Source organism: Streptomyces sp. NPDC017095 (assembly GCF_044332325.1).
Lineage (GTDB): Bacteria > Actinomycetota > Actinomycetes > Streptomycetales > Streptomycetaceae > Streptomyces.
This window is the reverse complement of record NZ_JBIROU010000002.1, coordinates 241,067-256,928: the sequence shown is the minus strand read 5'-3', so window position 1 is coordinate 256,928 and position 15,862 is coordinate 241,067. Positions and strand designations below refer to the sequence as shown.

9 protein-coding genes are annotated in these 15,862 nt (G+C 72.7%); all 9 read left to right on the top strand.

Annotated features, from left to right (window positions below; all coding sequences use genetic code 11):
* A partial coding sequence (locus ACH4OA_RS04140) for a ribonuclease E/G (protein ID WP_397967533.1) occupies positions 1-3,838 on the top strand: 3,838 nt, incomplete at its 5' end.
* Positions 3,839-4,102: 264 nt separating this feature from the next.
* Positions 4,103-4,423, top strand: coding sequence for a 50S ribosomal protein L21 (rplU, locus tag ACH4OA_RS04135; protein ID WP_365884300.1), 321 nt, complete (start codon positions 4,103-4,105; stop codon positions 4,421-4,423).
* Positions 4,424-4,437: 14 nt separating this feature from the next.
* Positions 4,438-4,692 carry a 50S ribosomal protein L27 gene (rpmA, locus tag ACH4OA_RS04130; RefSeq protein ID WP_365884299.1) on the top strand — a complete coding sequence of 85 codons (255 nt, stop codon included), beginning with the start codon at positions 4,438-4,440 and terminating at the stop codon, positions 4,690-4,692.
* 123 nt (positions 4,693-4,815) lie between these two features.
* Positions 4,816-6,264: a GTPase ObgE gene (gene obgE, locus ACH4OA_RS04125; RefSeq protein WP_397967531.1), complete on the top strand. Its 1,449-nt coding sequence runs from the start codon at positions 4,816-4,818 to the stop codon at positions 6,262-6,264.
* 557 nt (positions 6,265-6,821) lie between these two features.
* Positions 6,822-8,369, top strand: a complete 1,548-nt coding sequence (locus tag ACH4OA_RS04120) for an alkaline phosphatase D family protein (protein ID WP_397967529.1) — start codon at positions 6,822-6,824, stop codon at positions 8,367-8,369.
* Positions 8,370-9,079: 710 nt separating this feature from the next.
* Positions 9,080-10,576 carry a bifunctional cytidylyltransferase/SDR family oxidoreductase gene (locus ACH4OA_RS04115; RefSeq protein WP_365881107.1) on the top strand — a complete coding sequence of 499 codons (1,497 nt, stop codon included), beginning with the start codon at positions 9,080-9,082 and terminating at the stop codon, positions 10,574-10,576.
* 199 nt (positions 10,577-10,775) lie between these two features.
* Complete coding sequence (locus tag ACH4OA_RS04110) at positions 10,776-12,866, top strand: hypothetical protein (protein ID WP_365881109.1); 2,091 nt, start codon at positions 10,776-10,778, stop codon at positions 12,864-12,866.
* A gap of 242 nt (positions 12,867-13,108) precedes the next feature.
* Entirely contained in the window at positions 13,109-14,326 is a 1,218-nt protein-coding gene (locus ACH4OA_RS04105; protein ID WP_397967527.1) for a glycosyltransferase family 2 protein, read from the top strand.
* Positions 14,327-14,524: 198 nt separating this feature from the next.
* On the top strand, positions 14,525-15,682 hold the full coding sequence (gene proB, locus ACH4OA_RS04100; RefSeq protein ID WP_365941921.1) for a glutamate 5-kinase: 1,158 nt from the start codon (positions 14,525-14,527) through the stop codon (positions 15,680-15,682).
* Positions 15,683-15,862 lie beyond the last annotated feature (180 nt).

The window sequence follows — 15,862 nt, the reverse complement described above, 5'->3', positions numbered from 1 at the left end:
GGCGGCCGTGGTCGCCGAGCCGGTCGCCGCCGAGGTGGCCGCGCCTGCTGCCGTGGCCGAGCCGGCCGAAGAGACTGCTGCCGAGGCCGCGCCCGAGCGTCCGCGTCGGCGTGCCACGCGTCGGGCGTCCGCGCCGACCGGTGCGCCGAAGGCTGTGGAGGAGACCTCGTCGGCGGTCGCCGAGCCGGTCGCCGCCGAAGTGGCCGCGCCCGCCGCCGTGACCGAGCCCGCCGAGGCGACCGAGGCCCCCGTGGAGGAGGCCGCTCCGCGCCGTACGCGCCGTCGCGCCACCCGCCGGGTGTCCGCGCCCGAGGGTGCCGCCGCGAGCGGGGAGACCGCCGAGGCGACCGGGCCCGCCGCCGTGGAGGCCGGGCAGGAGACGCCCGCCGCCGACGCGCAGCCGGAGGCCCCCGCGGCCTCCCGGACCGCCGAGCAGACCCCGCCGGCCGCCGAGCCGGCCCCGCCGGCCGCCGAGACCGAGGCCGCCGCGCCGCGCCGGGCCCGGCGCCGCGCCGCCCGCGCCGCGACCGGTTTCTCCGCGCCCGCGCCGTCCACCGCGGCCGAGACCGCCGAGACCGAGGCCGACGCCCCGCGCCGGCCCGCCCGTCCGGCCGTCGCCGTCTTCCAGGCGCCGGTGTTCACCGAGCCCCGGTTCCAGACCCCGGAGCGGGCCGCCGCCGAAGCGGCCGCCGAGGCCGCCGGGACGGAAGAGCCCGAGGAGACCGCGGAGACCGAGGAGCCCGAGAAGACCGACGCGTACGCGCAGGAGCGCGCCGAGACCGGTACCCGCCGGCGCCGGCGCCGCCGTGGCGCCCCCGAGGACACCCGTCCCGCCGAGGCCGCCGCCGAGGAGGAGCCGGAGGAGGCCCCGGAGTCCGCCGAGGACCTCGCCGAGGACGAGGAGGGCGACGACGCCGAGGGCGCCGACGGCTTCGAGGAGTCCGGCTCGCGCCGCCGCCGTCGCCGTGGCGGCCGCCGCCGCCGGCGCGGTGACGCCGCCGACGGCGAGTCCGGCGAGGAGACCGACGAACTGGCCGCCGAACAGGCCGCGCAGGACGCCGAGGACACCGCCGAGCAGGAGGAAGAGGACTCCGAGGACTTCCGCTCCGAGGACTCGGCCGGCTCCAGCACCAGCACCCGCCGGCGTCGCCGCCGGCGCCGCCGGGCCGGGGACAGCTCCGTCGACGCCGAGCCGTCCGCCGACGACCCGGAGCGCACGGTCGTCAAGGTCCGCGAGCCGCGCAAGCCCAGCGAGCCGTCCGACGAGGTGCAGTCCATCAAGGGCTCGACCCGTCTGGAGGCCAAGAAGCAGCGCCGCCGGGAAGGCCGTGAGCAGGGGCGCCGGCGCGTCCCGATCATCACCGAGGCCGAGTTCCTGGCCCGCCGCGAGGCCGTCGAGCGCGTGATGGTGGTCCGCCAGCACGGCGACCGCACGCAGATCGGCGTCCTGGAGGACGGCGTGCTCGTCGAGCACTACGTCAACAAGGAGCAGTCGACCTCGTACGTCGGCAATGTCTACCTGGGCAAGGTCCAGAACGTGCTGCCGTCGATGGAGGCCGCCTTCATCGACATCGGCAAGGGCCGCAACGCGGTGCTGTACGCCGGTGAGGTCAACTTCGAGGCGCTCGGCATGTCCGGCGGGCCGCGCCGCATCGAGTCCGCCCTGAAGTCCGGCCAGTCCGTCCTCGTGCAGGTCACGAAGGACCCGATCGGCCACAAGGGCGCCCGTCTGACCAGCCAGGTCTCCCTGCCGGGCCGCTACCTCGTGTACGTGCCCGAGGGCTCGATGACCGGCATCAGCCGCAAGCTGCCCGACACCGAGCGGGCCCGGCTGAAGAGCATCCTCAAGAAGATCGTCCCCGAGGACGCGGGCGTCATCGTGCGCACCGCCGCCGAGGGCGCGAGCGAGGACGAGCTGCGCCGGGACGTCGAGCGGCTCCAGGGGCAGTGGGAGGACATCCAGAAGAAGGCCAAGACCGGCAACGCGCCGACGCTGCTGTACGGCGAGCCGGACATGACCGTCCGGGTCGTGCGCGACATCTTCAACGAGGACTTCTCCAAGGTCATCGTCAGCGGTGACGAGGCCTGGCAGACGATCCACGGCTACGTCGCGCACGTCGCCCCGGACCTGGCCGCCCGGCTGTCCAGGTGGACGAGCGAGGTCGACGTCTTCGCCACCTACCGGATCGACGAGCAGCTCGCCAAGGCGCTGGACCGCAAGGTCTGGCTGCCCAGCGGCGGTTCGCTGGTGATCGACCGGACCGAGGCGATGGTCGTCATCGACGTCAACACCGGCAAGTTCACCGGCCAGGGCGGCAACCTGGAGGAGACGGTCACCAGGAACAACCTGGAGGCGGCCGAGGAGATCGTGCGCCAGCTGCGGCTGCGCGACCTCGGCGGCATCATCGTGATCGACTTCATCGACATGGTCCTGGAGTCCAACCGCGACCTGGTGCTGCGCCGTCTGCTGGAGTGCCTGGGCCGGGACCGTACGAAGCACCAGGTGGCCGAGGTGACCTCGCTGGGCCTGGTCCAGATGACCCGCAAGCGGGTCGGCCAGGGCCTGCTGGAGTCGTTCTCCGAGACCTGCGTCCACTGCAACGGCCGCGGTGTCATCGTCCACCTCGACCAGCCCGCCGCGAACGGCGGCGGCGGCAAGCGCAAGAAGCGCGGCGGCCGCGGTGGCGAGGCGCCGGACACCGCACACGAGCACGAGCACGAGCACGTGCACGAGACCGCCGCGGTGGTCGTGGACGCCGGTACGGCCGTCGAGCCCGCCGTGGAGAGCGCCGCGGAGGTGGCCGCCGCGGCCGCCGAGCCGGTGGCCCTGCCGGCGCCCGACTTCGCGCCGGACGAGGAGCTGTACAGCAGCGTCGCCGAGGCGGAGGCGGCGGCCGGCCGTGGCCGTACGCGGCGCCGGGCGAGCCGTCGCGCGTCGGCTCCGGCGGGCGCCCCGAAGCCGGAGCAGGCGGACGGCACCGAGCAGGCGGAGCGGTCCGAGCAGGCCGAGCGGGCTCCCCGCAGGACCCGGCGGGCCGAGCGGAGCGAGCGGGCCAGGGAGGCGGCGGCCGAGACGGCCGGGGCCGGGGTTCCGACCGCCCAGGACGTCACCGCCGAGGAGGCGGCGGCGCGCCCGGTGCGGCAGGAGCCGGCGGCCGAGGCGCTGGCCGAGCCGGCCGCCGCCGAGGACCAGGTGGTCCCGGCGCCGCAGGACGAGGCGCCGGCCGCCGAGGAGGCCGCGCCCAAGGGCCGTACGCGCCGTCGGGCGACCCGGAAGGCGTCGGCCCCGGCCGGTTCCCCCGCGGGCGCCGAGGCGGCCGTGGTGACGGTGTCCGAGACCGCGCCCGCGGCGTCGGCCCAGACGCCCGTGGAGCCGGTCGAGGTGGAGACGCCGGCCGCGAGCGCGCCGGCCGCCGCGAGCGAGCCGGCTCCGGCTCGTCCGCGCCGCCGTGCGGTGCGCAAGGCCACCGCGCCGACCGCGTCCGAGGAGGCGGCCGTCGTGGTCGTCCCGTCGGCCGCGCCGGAGGAGGCCCCGGCGGCTCAGACCCCGGCGGAGGTCCGGACGGCGGAGGCGGAGGCGGCCGGGGTCCCGGCGGCCGGCGAGACCGCCGCCACCGAGCAGGCGGCCGAGGAGGCCGCTCCGGTCAAGAAGACCGCCCGTAAGACGGCGGCCAAGAAGACCGCGGCGAAGAAGACCACCGCCAAGAAGACCGCGGCCAAGAAGACGGCCGCCAAGAAGACGACGGCCAAGAAGGCGACGAAGACCGCCAAGACGGCCGCCGCGAAGTCGACGGCGAAGAAGACCACCACGGTCTCCACCGCCGACGACGAGGGCTGACGCCCGTGGTGTGCGGCCCGTCCGGGTGACGGGCCGCACACTCCGGGGCGCACGCCCCGGGGTCCGCCGGGCCCGCCGGGGCCCGGTTTGACCCCTCGGGTGTGTCCCCGTAGCCTTGACCCTCGGCGTGTCCACTGAACACGCCACATCCCCGTAAACCTCTTCCTCCCGGGCGCAAGGCGGGCCGGGAGAGGTCACCCGTGGCTTCCCCGGGTGACTGGCCTGCGGGGGTGCCGGTTCTGAACGAGCGAAAGAGAGATCCGCGTGTACGCCATCGTGCGCAGCGGTGGTCGCCAGCACAAGGTTGCTGTCGGCGACATCGTTGAGGTTGACAAGATTTCCACCGCCCAGGTTGGCGACACGGTCGAGCTCTCGACCCTGCTCGTTGTCGACGGCGACACCGTCACCAGCGACCCGTGGGTGCTGGCCGGTATCAAGGTCGAGGCCGAGGTCGTGGACCACCACAAGGGCCAGAAGATCGACATTCTGCGCTACAAGAACAAGACCGGCTACCGCCGCCGGCAGGGCCACCGCCAGCAGTACACGGCGATCAAGGTCACGTCGATCCCCACGGCTGCGAAGTAAGGGACTGAGGAGAAATGGCACACAAGAAGGGCGCATCGTCCACTCGGAACGGTCGCGACTCCAATGCCCAGCGGCTCGGCGTGAAGCGCTTCGGCGGTCAGGTCGTGAGCGCTGGTGAGATCCTGGTCCGCCAGCGCGGCACCCACTTCCACCCGGGCGCCGGTGTCGGCCGCGGCGGCGATGACACGCTGTTCGCCCTCCAGGCCGGTGCGGTGGAGTTCGGTTCCCACCGCGGCCGCAAGGTCGTGAACATCGTTCCGGTCGCCTGAATCGCCTGATTCAGCGCCGAACGCTTTCGCGAGGCGGACCTCACTTCCCGGTCGGGAAGAAGGGTCCGCCTTTCGCGTGTTGACACAGGCAGTACCCGTACATCTTTCTGGAGGCACCGAACCATGACCACCTTCGTGGACCGCGTCGAACTGCATGTCGCCGCGGGTAACGGAGGCCACGGCTGTGCCTCCGTCCACCGTGAGAAGTTCAAGCCGCTCGGCGGCCCCGACGGCGGCAACGGCGGCCGTGGCGGTGACGTCATCCTGACCGTCGACCAGTCGGTCACCACGCTGCTGGACTACCACCACTCCCCGCACCGCAAGGCCACCAACGGCAAGCCCGGCGAGGGCGGCAACCGGTCCGGCAAGGACGGCCAGGACCTGGTCCTGCCGGTGCCGGACGGCACGGTGGTGCTGGACAAGGCGGGCAACGTCCTCGCCGACCTGGTCGGCCACGGCACCTCGTACGTCGCCGCGCAGGGCGGCCGGGGCGGCCTCGGCAACGCGGCGCTGGCCTCCGCCCGCCGCAAGGCGCCCGGCTTCGCGCTGCTCGGCGAGCCCGGCGACCTCCAGGACGTCGTCCTGGAGCTGAAGACCGTCGCCGACGTGGCGCTCGTCGGCTTCCCGAGCGCCGGCAAGTCCTCGCTGATCTCCGTGCTCAGCGCGGCCAAGCCGAAGATCGCCGACTACCCGTTCACGACGCTGGTCCCGAACCTCGGCGTGGTGACGGCCGGCTCCACCGTCTACACCATCGCCGACGTGCCCGGTCTCATCCCGGGCGCCAGCCAGGGCCGCGGCCTGGGCCTGGAGTTCCTGCGGCACGTGGAGCGGTGCAGCGTCCTGGTGCACGTGCTGGACACCGCGACGCTGGAGTCCGAGCGCGACCCGCTCTCCGACCTCGACGTCATCGAGGAGGAGCTGCGCCAGTACGGCGGGCTCGGCGGCCGGCCCCGGATCGTCGTCCTGAACAAGGTGGACGTGCCGGACGGCAAGGATCTCGCCGAGATGGTCCGCCCCGACCTGGAGGCGCGCGGCTACCGCGTCTTCGAGGTGTCGGCCGTGGCCCACATCGGTCTGCGGGAGCTGACCTTCGCCCTCGGCGAGCTGGTCGGCAGGGCGCGGGCCGCGAAGCCGAAGGAGGAGGCGACCCGGATCGTCATCCGGCCCAAGGCCGTGGACGACGCCGGCTTCACCGTCACCCGCGAGGAGATCGGCGGCGAGCCGCTGTTCCGGGTGCGCGGCGAGAAGCCCGAGCGCTGGGTCCGGCAGACCGACTTCAACAACGACGAGGCCGTGGGCTACCTCGCCGACCGGCTGAACCGCCTCGGCGTGGAGGAGAAGCTGATGAAGGCGGGGGCCCGCGCGGGCGACGGCGTCGCCATCGGCCCCGAGGAGAACGCGGTCGTCTTCGACTGGGAGCCGACGGTCATGTCCGGCGCGGAGATGCTCGGCCGCCGCGGCGAGGACCACCGCTTCGACGAGCCCCGGCCCGCGGCACAGCGGCGCCGGGACAAGGAAGCGGAGCGGGACGAAGCGCTGCGGGAGTACGACGAGTTCGACCCGTTCGAGTAGGAGGCCCGGCACCCCGTCCGGCGGGGTGGGCCAGACGGCGCGGCACGCGGCGGACTCCGGTCCGCCGCGTGCCGCGTTTGGCGTGTCCGGGGTCCGCGGCCGTACGGGCGCCGGGGGTTGCCGCACCGTGAGCGCGCGGGCGCCCGGCCCGGTGGCGTCCGGCCGGTTCGGCGCGGTCTTCCCCGGCCGGCCGGTCCGCACGCTTCCTTTCCGGACAATGCCCGGCCGGCCGGTCCGCATGCCACCGGGCCCGGTCCGCGTGCCGTGCGGCGGCCGCCGCCGTCCTGCGCGCCCGGGGCCGCGGCACCAGGGCGGCCGCACGTTCCTCAGGAGCACCGGCGGCACCCTCGGGGGTGCCGCCGGTGCGGCGTGTTCCGGCCTACCGTCAACACCGTTGCGGCGCGACGGTGTTCCCGTGCCGTGACGGGCCTCCTGTTGTCTGCTCATTTGTCATGCTCGTGATGGGTCTGGTTCAGCGGGCGGGCCGTGCGGCCGTGGGAGCTTCCGCGTGTCCGTCCCACCCGTCCATGTGGCCACTGTGGCAAGGGAGTCAGCGCATGACCGGACCATCGCCCGACCGCCGCCGTTTTCTGACCGCCGGGGCCGCCGTCCTCGGTGCCGCGGCCTCCGCCCAGCTCTGGCTGCCCGGCACCGCCCGCGCCGCCGGCCCGGCGCTGCCCGACGGGGTGTTCACCCTCGGGGTCGCCTCCGGCGATCCGCTGCCCGACGGCATCGTGCTGTGGACCAGACTCGCGCCCGACCCGCTGAACGGCGGCGGCATGCCCGCCGCGGACTTCCCCGTGGACTGGGAGATCGCCGAGGACGAGCGGTTCCGCAGGATCGCCCGCCGCGGCACCGCCCAGGCCGGCCCCGAACTCGGCCACAGCGTGCACGTGGACGTCCGCGGGCTGCGCCCGGACCGCCCGTACTGGTACCGCTTCCGGGCCGGCACCCAGCTCTCGCCCACCGGCCGCACCCGCACCGCGCCGCACCCGCACCAGCGCGGCGGCCACCTGCGCGTGGCCCTCGCCTCCTGCCAGAACTGGCAGCACGGCTACTTCACGCCGTACGCCGACATGCTCGCCCAGGATCCCGACGTCGTGCTCTTCGTCGGCGACTACATCTACGAGTCCGCGCCCTCGGCGACGGCCGTGCGGCGGCACGAGGGCAAGGGCGAGCCGTACACCCTGGCGCAGTACCGCAACCGGTACGCCCAGTACCACACCGACCCCGACCTCGCGGCGATGCACGCCCAGGCGCCCTGGGTGGTCACCTTCGACGACCACGAGGTGGACAACGACTGGGCCGGCGAGATCCCGCAGGACCCGGACAAGCAGCCGCACGACAAGTTCACCGCCCGGCTCGCCGCGGCGTTCCAGGCGTACTACGAGCACATGCCGGTGCGCGCCTCCGCGGTGCCCACGGGTCCGCACATCCAGATGTACCGCCGGCTGGAGTTCGGCCGGCTGGCCCGGCTCAACGTCCTGGACACCCGGCAGCACCGCAGCGACCAGGCCACCTCGCAGGAGGGCGCCGGGGACCCGGCGCGGACCATGCTCGGCGCGGAGCAGAAGCAGTGGCTGCTCGACGGGCTGCGCGACTCCCCGGCCCGCTGGAACCTCATCGCCTCGCAGATCATGATGGCCGAGACGGACCTGCTGCCCGGCGAGGGCAAGCTCTGGTACTACGACGCCTGGGACGGCTACCAGGTCGAACGCAACGCCCTGCTGCAGGACTTGGCCGAGGTCCGCAACCCGGTGGTGCTCAGCGGCGACCGCCATCTGACGATGATCAGCGACCTCAGGACCGACTACGCCGACCCGGACTCGGACGTGGTCGGCGCCGAGTTCGTCGGCACCTCGGTCTCCAGCAGCGGCGACCAGGACCAGGACGCCTTCCACCGGCAGTGGGACCCGCTGATGGCGGACAACCCGCACTGGAAGTTCATCGACGCCCACCGCGGCTACCACCTGTTCGACATCCGCCGGGACGGCATCGACGCGCGCGTCCGGGCCGTCGACACGGTGCTGAGGCCGCAGGCGACGGCGAGCACGCTGGCCCGGCTGCGGGTGGAGTCGGACGAGCCGGGTGTCCGGCTGGTGTGACGCCGGCGGGAGTCCGGGTCCGACGGGGCCCGGGCTCCTCTCCGTCCGCCCTCACACCCCCGTCTTACCGTCCGTTCACCCGGGAGAACCAGACTGTAGGGGCATCCTCCCACCCGTCTCTCGCGCTTCCCGGATATCTTCTTCAACCGGTTCCCGGCACGGTGAATCGGTCGTTCGTGCGGGCCGGGGCCGAAATACGCGGCAGTTCACGCGCGGAATTCCGTGACAATGAACTCCCCGCCGCGCCGTATTCGCCTGTGGCTCGTGGTGGTGCCGTGCCGCATATGAAGAACACGTGTACGCCCCGGCGCCCCGGCAGGTGAAGATCCCGCCGCCCGCCGGGCGCCGGAACAGGCGGACGCGCCCTGGGCGGCCGGGCGCCGCCGGTCCCGGCCGGAGGATGCCGGCCGCCCGACAGGGGCCTGACCAGCGCCGGTTGGCACCGGAGCCGGGGCAGGGGCGCTCCGTGACCGGGTGTTCGCCGTGGCGGCCCGGAAGCAGGTTCCCCGGGCCGCTGTGGACTTACTCACAGCGAATTCACGGAGGTTCAACCGCGTGCGGCCAATCACTCGGGGTACAAGGTGTCACTCGGGGTACAAGGTGAATGACAGGTTGCGCGCGGATATGCGGCGAGGGGCGGTCACCTTGCATCACGGTTACCGGAAGTGGGACCATTTCCCGGTTCCCTGTTGCCCCAAGGTAGGTCGCCTGTGTCCCAGCACATAGCCAAGCCCCGAACCACCGCAGTGATCCTGGCCGGTGGCACCGGTCAGCGGGTGGGTCTGTCGATCCCCAAGCAGCTGCTGAAGATCGCCGGGAAGGCCGTCATCGAGCACACCCTGGCCACCTTCGAGAACGCCGGTTCGATCGACGACGTCATCGTGCTGATGGCGCCGGGCTATGTGCCGGACGTCGAGAAGATCGTCGCCAGGGCGGGCTTCGCCAAGGTGCGGAAGGTCATCGAAGGCGGCACGACACGGAACGAGACCACCGAGCGCGCCATCGCCGCCCTCGGCGAGGGCCTGGCCGAGGGCGAGGACCTCAACGTCCTCTTCCACGACGCCGTACGCCCGCTGCTGTCCCAGCGCGTCATCGACGACTGCGTGGCCGCGCTGGAGCGCTACCAGGCCGTGGACGTCGCCATCCCGTCCGCGGACACCATCATCGTCACGCGCACCCACGGCGAGGACGGCGAGTTCATCACCGAGATCCCGGACCGCTCCCGGCTGCGCCGCGGCCAGACCCCGCAGGCCTTCAGGCTGTCCACCATCCGCCGCGCCTACGAGGTCGCCGCCGGCGACCCCAACTTCCAGGCCACGGACGACTGTTCGGTGGTCCTCAAATACCTGCCGGACGTGCCGATCCACGTCGTCGCGGGCGACGAGTACAACATGAAGGTGACGCAGCCGGTCGACGTCTTCATCGCCGACAAGCTGTTCCAGCTCGCCTCCACCGCCGCGCCCGAGCAGAACGGCGAGGACGCCTACCGCGAACTGCTCACCGGCAAGACCGTCGTCATCTTCGGCGGCTCGTACGGCATCGGCAAGGACATCGCCGCACTCGCCGGTTCCTACGGCGCGCACGTCTACGCACTGGGCCGCTCCACCACCGGCACCCACGTGGAGAACCCCGAGGAGGTCGACGACGCGCTGTCCAAGGCGTACGCGGAGACCGGCCGGATCGACTACGTCGTCAACACCGCGGGCGTGCTGCGCATCGGCAAGCTGGCCGAGACCGACAACGCCACCATCGAGGAGGCGCTGAAGGTCAACTACCTGGCGCCGGTGCAGATCGCGCGCTCCTCCTACAAGTACCTGTCGGAGACCAAGGGCCAGTTGCTGCTCTACACCTCCAGCAGCTACACCCGCGGCCGCGCCGAGTACTCCCTGTACTCCTCCACCAAGGCCGCCATGGTCAACCTCACCCAGGCGCTGTCCGACGAGTGGGCCGCCGACGGCATCCGGGTCAACTGCATCAACCCCGAGCGCACCGCGACGCCGATGCGCACCAAGGCGTTCGGCCAGGAGCCGGCGGACACCCTGCTCTCGTCCGAGGCCGTGGCCCGCACCTCGCTGGACGTGCTGCTGTCGGAGCTGACCGGGCACGTCATCGACGTCCGCCAGCAGGACCCGACCGCGGGCGCCGCCCGGGCCTCCGGCTTCGAACAGGCCCTGGCCTCGGTGCTGGACCGCCAGGACAGCATGTAATATTACGGGCAAATAGCTGTCATGAATTCAGGCCTCTGCCGTCGCCCGCCGGGTGTTCGCAGGGGCCTGAATCCGTACACCGCACCTCTACGTACTTCCTGTGAAGCACCGGCATGTCCGGCATGAATCAACACAACCGGCACTCCCCCCTCCCAGAGCAGGTTTCTCCGTGATATCCACCGCTATTCGCGTCGCCAGGGTGGGCAGCGCGGCCGAGCTGGCCGCGGCGGTCCTCGTGATGCTGGGCTTCCCGGCGCTCATGCTGGCCGCGCTCGTCCCGAGCGTCCCCGCCTTCGCGGCCCTGGCCGCCGTGACGTATCTGGCGGACCACTATCTGCACCGCAAGGGCAGCTACCTGATCAGCCGCCTCAGCAAGGTCCGGGCGGGCCTGTCGATCCGCTTCCTGATCCGGCAGCTGCTGCTGGTCCTGCTCCTGGCCCGGCTGTCCCTCTCGGACGACCTGATCTTCTACGGCGCGATCGCCTGCTTCGTCGCCTTCTACGGCCTCCAGGCCCCGCACGGCGCCCTGGTCACCCTCATCCGCAACCGCCGCCGGATGCCGGTCGCCACCCGCAACATCGACCTGAAGTCCCGCATCCGCATCCCGGACGCCCCGCCGCGCGTGCTGCTGCACCGCTCCGCGGAGAAGATGCTCCACCTCGATCTGTTCGCGGTCGCCGGCGTCCTGGTCTCCGCGGCGGCCGGGTCCGCCGGGTTCGGTTGCCTCGGCATCGGCCTCACCCTCGGCCTGGGCACCGGATACGTGCTGCGCCTCATGCCGTACGTGCGCCGCACCGCGATCCCGCCGCGGCCCGAGACCGTCCTCGCCGCCGTCGACGACTGGCTGTCCGGCTACCGGCCCGAGACGGTGCTGTACTTCTCCGGCTCCAAGGACTCCGCCTACCAGGTCAACATGTGGCTGGAGACGATGGAGCAGCTGGAGACCCGGCCGCTGATCATCCTCCGCGAGCGCGTCATCCTGGCCAACCTCGCGCCCACCACGGTCCCCGTCATCTGCGTGCCCGGAGGGGTGCACCTGATGAACCTGGACCTGTCCACGGTGCGCGTCGCCCTTTACGCGGCCAACGTCGGCAAGAACATCCACCTGCTGCGCGTGCCCACCATGAAGCACGTCTTCATCGGCCACGGCGACAGCGACAAGCTGGCCAGCGTCAACCCGTACAGCAAGGTGTACGACGAGGTGTGGACCGCCGGCCGGGCCGGCCGCGACCGCTACGCCATCGCCGACGTCGGCGTCCGCGACGACGACATCGTGGAGGTCGGCCGCCCGCAGCTCGCGCCCATCCAGCCCCGGCAGGATGTACCCGGGGACCGCGTCCCCACCGTCCTGTACGCCCCCACCTGGGAGGGCTGGGACGGCAACCCCGGCAACACCTCGATCGTGCTCGCCGGCGAGAACATCGTGCGCAGGCTGATCACCGCCGACCCGCCGGTGCGCGTCCTGTACAAGCCGCACCCGTTCACCGGCACCGTCAGCCGGGACGCCAAGGCCGCCCACGAGCGCATCGCCGCCCTGGTCGAACAGGCCGCCGCCGAGCGCGCCGCCGATCCCCGCTTCACCGCCGACAGCGCCGCGGCCGACCAGGCGCGGGCCGAGCTGACCCGCATCGAGGCCCGGCTGGAGGAGCTGGCCGGCGCCGGCGGCACCAAGGGCGACGAGGCCGAGGCCAGCCGTGACGGCGTCGTGGACACCGAGCGGCACGCGGAGATCGCCCGGCTGCGCGCCGAGTGGAACGACGCCTACTGGCGCTCCTTCCCGTCGTACGAGCACCGCGTCATCACCGGCGCCGAGCCGCGGCTGTACGACTGCTTCAACGTCTCCGACGCGATGGTCTCCGACATCTCCTCCGTGGTCTCCGACTTCATCGCGAGCGGCAAGCCGTACGCCGTCACCGACTCCGCCGGGGTGGGCGCCGAGGAGTTCAAGCGGCACAACACGGCCGTGCGCGCCGCGGTGATCCTCACCAACAGCGCGGAGGAGCTGGGCGGTCTGCTGGACGCCGTGCGCGACCCGTCCGCCGACCCGCTGGCGGCGGACCGCGAGGAGCTGAAGCAGTACCTGCTCGGCCCGGCCGAGCCGACGTCGATCGACCAGTTCAACGGCGCGGTCGCCGCCCTGGCCCGCAAGGCCCAGGTCCGCAACGCCGGCCAGCAGGCCCGGCTGGCCGCGGCGAACGCCGACCCGGCCGAGGCGGCCGAGCTGACCAACGCGGTGCCGGGCCAGCGCGCCGCGACGGCCGGGGAGACCGACGGCGTGACCGCGGGCTGACCCGCCGCCGGAAACCAGGACCGCCAGGCCCCCGGGGACCACTTCCCCGGGGGCCTCGTCTTGCCCGGTTCTCAACAGATCCCGCGCCGCTCTTACCGTCCGGGCATACTCTCCGTGAGGCGGCTGTCTGTGAGCTGTGACACCCACGACTCGGAGCAACCGCTTCCCTTTGCCGCCCGTCTAACACCGTGCCATTGAGGCGATAGGGGGAAATTTTCCGTGAAGGGGGAAGAGTGACCGTCGTGCCGCAGCCTGATGTGAGCGTCGTCATCGGGGCGTACGAAGCCATGCCGTACCTGGTCGAATGCCTGGCATCCGTCGAGGCGCAGACCATCGACCCGGCGCGCATGGAGGTCATCGCGGTCGACGACGGTTCGACCGACGGCACCGGCGAGTGCCTGGAGGAGTTCGCGGCCCGCGCCCCCATGCCGGTCACCGTCATCCGCCAGGAGAACTCCGGCGGCCCCAGCGGTCCGCGCAACGTCGGCCTGGACAAGGCGTCGGGACGCTACGTCTTCTTCCTCGACGCCGACGACCGGCTCGGCCCCGAGGCCCTGGAACGCATGATCGCCATGGCCGAGAAGAACGGCACGGACGTCGTCCTCGGCCGCGTCGAGGGCGTCAACCGCACCGCGCCCAAGTCCATGTGGGGCGAGACGCTCGACCGGGCCGACGTCTTCACCTCGAACATCAAGTTCACGCTCAGCGCGCAGAAGCTGTTCCGCCGGTCCCTGCTGGAGCAGCACCACATGCGGTTCGACGAGTCGCTGTTCACCGGCGAGGACGCCCTGTTCACGCTGGAGGCGTACCTGCGCGCGAGCGGTGTCTCCGTGGTCGCCGACTACACCTGCTACTACCTGGTCGGCCGCGACGACGGCAAGCAGGTCACCAAGAGCGGCAGCTACACCCTGCGCTTCGACTCCGCGCGCGCCCTGATGAAGCTGATCGCCGACATGGTCCCGGCCGGCGACAAGCGCGACCTGCTCATGGTCCGGCCGTTCCTCATCACGCTGCTGCCGCAGTTCGGGCCGAAGTTCCTCACCGACGGCGAAGAGGTGCGGCGGCACAAGTTCGAGCTGGCCAAGCCGCTGATGGACGCCTACTGGACGCCGGGTGTGGCGCACCGGCTCAAGGTGCACGAGCGGCTGCGGCTGCACCTGGTCGCCATGCAGCGGCCCGACCTGCTGCTGGACGTGGTGAAGTTCGTCAAGGCCAAGAAGCAGGCCGCCGCCGTGGTGGAGAAGCGCGGCACCCGGCTGTACCTCATCTACCCGCACTTCCGGTCCCGGGCCGCCCGCGTCCCCGACGAGATGTACCTCGCCGACGCCCGCGAGGCCCGCGCCTTCCTCGGCTACCGGGAGGCGGCCGCCAACTCCGTCCCGCGCCGCGCCCTGCGCAAGGCCCGGCGCACGCTGCGCCGGTTCCTGCCGGGCAAGGGCGTCGGCGCTGCGGCGGCCTGACCGGACGGCCGCGGCGGGCCGGACGGTCCGCGCGGCGACGGCCGCCGACCGTTCCCGGGGAGCCCGCGGCACCCGCGGCGCCGTGTCCGGGAGCCGGACCGGTGCGCACCGCCCGACCCGCTTCGCGTAGATTGCCGGTCAGGCAGCCGGACAGCGTGTGAGGGGACGGTAGGCACGGTGACAAGGGTGAGGCAGGCCGTGGGCGAGGCCCGCAGGATCGTCGTCAAGGTGGGCTCCTCCTCGCTGACCACCGCCGCGGGCGGCCTGGACGCCGACCGCGTCGACGCGCTGGTCGACGTCCTCGCCAAGATCCGCGACGAGGCTGCGGGCCGCGGGGCCGCCGCCGAGGGCAGCGGGAGACGGGCGGGCGGCGCCGAGAAGGAGATCGTGCTCGTCTCCTCCGGAGCCATCGCCGCCGGCCTCGCCCCGCTGGGCCTGCACCGGCGCCCCAAGGACCTCGCCCGCCAGCAGGCCGCCGCCAGCGTCGGCCAGGGCCTGCTCGTCGCCCGCTACACCGCCTCCTTCGCCCGCTACGGCGTCCGCGTCGGCCAAGTCCTGCTCACCAGCGACGACATGAGCCGCCGCGCCCACCACCGCAACGCCTCGCGCACCCTGGACGAACTGCTCGCGATGGGCGCCCTGCCGATCGTCAACGAGAACGACACCGTCGCCACCGACGAGATCCGCTTCGGCGACAACGACCGCCTCGCCGCGCTCGTCGCCCACCTTGTCCACGCCGACCTGCTCGTCCTCCTCTCCGACGTCGACGGCGTCTACGACGGCGACCCCAGCAGGCCCGGCACCTCCCGGATAGCGGAGGTGAGGGGCCCGCAGGACCTCGCCGGCGTCGAGATCGGCAGCGCGGGCAAGGCCGGCGTCGGCACCGGCGGCATGGTCACCAAGGTGGAGGCCGCCCGGATCGCCGCCGCCGCCGGCATCCCGGTGGTGCTGACCAGCGCCGTCCATGCCGCCGAGGCGCTGGCCGGCGGTGACACCGGCACCTACTTCCACCCCACCGGCAAGCGCTCCGCCGACCGGCTCCTCTGGCTCCAGCACGCCTCCACCCCGCAGGGCGCCCTGACCCTGGACGACGGCGCGGTGGACGCGGTCGTCAACGGCCGCAAGTCGCTGCTGCCCGCCGGAATCTCCGCTGTGGAAGGAGAGTTCAGCGCCGGCGACCCCGTCGAACTGCGGGACACCACGGGCCGCGCGGTGGCCCGGGGACTGGTCAACTTCGACGCCAAGGAGATCCCCCGGCTGCTCGGCCGTTCGACCCGCGAGCTGGCACGCGAGCTGGGCGCCGCCTACGAACGCGAGGTCGTACACAGGGACGACCTGGTGCTGCTGCACGGGTAAACGCTCGCAAAACCGCTCGTAAAGCGGGGCGTCCGCGGCGCCCCCGGTGGGGGACGTTCCGTAAAACCCCCACGCGGAGCCCTGGGGCCTGCTCAACTTTGTCCCAGGGACATGTTGAAGGGACACGTTCCGTCAAGAGGCCAAGCGAGCCATGCGGGCGGAGCGAGCCACGCGGGCCCC

Excerpts from the sequence above, each read along its gene's own strand:
- obgE (WP_397967531.1), top strand. The coding sequence starts at position 4,816 with ATGACCACCTTCGTGGACCGCGTCGAACTGCATGTCGCCGCGGGTAAC.
- rpmA (WP_365884299.1), top strand. The coding sequence starts at position 4,438 with ATGGCACACAAGAAGGGCGCATCGTCCACTCGGAACGGTCGCGACTCC.
- ACH4OA_RS04120 (WP_397967529.1), top strand. The coding sequence starts at position 6,822 with ATGACCGGACCATCGCCCGACCGCCGCCGTTTTCTGACCGCCGGGGCC.